This window comes from Vibrio sp. A11 (genome assembly GCF_013048705.1).
Lineage (GTDB): Bacteria > Pseudomonadota > Gammaproteobacteria > Enterobacterales > Vibrionaceae > Vibrio > Vibrio metschnikovii.
Genome location: NZ_VHSI01000048.1, coordinates 1 through 1,681 on the forward strand (window position 1 = coordinate 1; position 1,681 = coordinate 1,681).

The 1,681-nt window shown below is 45.3% G+C and carries 4 pseudogenes; all 4 read right to left on the bottom strand.

Features of this window, described 5'->3' with window-relative positions:
* Positions 1-158: 158 nt before the first annotated feature.
* A pseudogene (locus tag FKQ60_RS17175) lies at positions 159-352 on the bottom strand (hypothetical protein); the annotation flags it as partial.
* An 83-nt stretch (positions 353-435) separates the two neighbouring features.
* Positions 436-539 (bottom strand): annotated as a pseudogene (locus FKQ60_RS17180) (conjugal transfer protein TraL); the annotation flags it as partial.
* A pseudogene (locus tag FKQ60_RS17185) lies at positions 539-877 on the bottom strand (TraI domain-containing protein); the annotation flags it as partial. The pseudogenes FKQ60_RS17185 and FKQ60_RS17180, both read right to left, overlap by 1 nt.
* 208 nt (positions 878-1,085) lie before the next feature.
* Positions 1,086-1,681: pseudogene (locus FKQ60_RS17190) on the bottom strand (type I restriction endonuclease subunit R); the annotation flags it as partial.

A 1,681-nucleotide genomic window follows, 5' to 3' on the forward strand; every position in this document is an offset into this window, starting at 1 on the left:
AGCCAACCAAAATTAGTGTGCCAATGAAGCAGAAGCGTTGCATGATGAACCCCGGCTTCTTGGAGCAAGTCTTGTTAGCTGGATTTAAGTTGGCGGCTAAATTCTAACCATTCATGCGGACGCCCTGCTTTCGAAAGGTGTAGCGTTGAGTGGAAGTTGTTCATCTCAATCTTAATTGGCCACTGCTGACCATTAATAGCCAAGGTAATTTCACGCGATGGAATACGACGAGGTACTGAGGTGAAAGATAATGCGGGCGTCTTCTGATCTGGTGGAGTTATGTACGGTGATGCCGGTGACTCTTTGTCTGTGACCATATATACACATGACCCTTGATTTGCGTCTGAGCATCTCTAGATGGTCCAGAAACCAAGGAATAACCAGTCACAAAGACATGGTCGGTTTCATACTCATGCTCCACTTGTCTGGATCGTAAGTTGTCACCAACCCCAACAAACATAAAACCAAGGCATTACCGGTAAAATGCTGATCACTAGCCCCAATGGAATGGGGGCCACCTCGTCGGAACTCCAAAGCAGGAAATGCGTTGAACTTTCAGGTCTCGCTGGACACTGGTTTGGTCAGCTTCAATAACCAATTTAGACAGGGCATGCTCAGGATCGGTATTGCCAATTGATTCAAACATAGCTTGCAAAATCTCAGGGCTCGGCTGGGTTAACCAGGCGAGCAACTCAGGTGTCATCACCCGGTTTAACACCAGAATTGAGAATTGCTCGTGCTGCTTGCACCGTCCGTCGCGCCAGCGAATAAAATAGCGTTCAATGCGGTTATTAGTAGCCCACTGGGATAATGTTTCTAAAAAAGGGTTCCACTGATAGCGTCCATCTTCGTCTGTGATCGACAAGTCTGAAACAGGCTAAGTCGTCATTTGAAAGATCAATTTCGATTGGCTCTCTCTTCGAAGACGCGGAGTTCCTTTTTATGTCTGATGACAAAAACCTGATTATGTTTTCATTGTCCATTTTTTAATTCACCTTCCACGTAAAAGACAACCAGCCTAGAAACCAATAAATTTCAGACGCTTGTGCTATTTAACTTCCTTCCTGAACAGCACTTAAAAACACTTATATCTGCCCACCCACACCTTTAAACTTCTCAACAAATGCAGCAATTTTCTGAAACACCGTTTGCTTCTGGGTTCGGTACTGTGGGTTCAATGGGCTAAGTTTGGGCAGCGCCTCATTAAGTGCAGTGCCATTTTCAGAGGCGTACTCACGTTTGAGTGATGAGGCAATATAGCGTTTGGCAGCATCGATATTGAGCTTTTCAGAGGCAATGATGGCCTCGGCTTCGCGCTTCTGCTCCGCTTGGGCGAATTTGAAGAAAGCGTCGATAATGCTGGCTTTGTCATTGATTTCGTCCAGGTTTGTCTGGTTAATAAAATCAACCACCAAGCTCTCTTTCGCTCTATTGCCAAGGCTACCGCGGATCATACGGCGGACTTCTTCAATCAAGCCTTCTTTGCTCTTGTTCTTCTTATTGTGATCAAAAATCAGTTCAAGAATGTAATCGAGGTTGATTTCCTGAGATTTAAGCAAATCAATTTCAAAGACCACATCGTCCCAGTCTACCGTTGACTTATCTTTGTCCTGACCTTCTTTATCGCGTCGCAACCAGTCGCGGGTATCGTTGTAGGTAGAGCGATAATCTTGAATAGCGC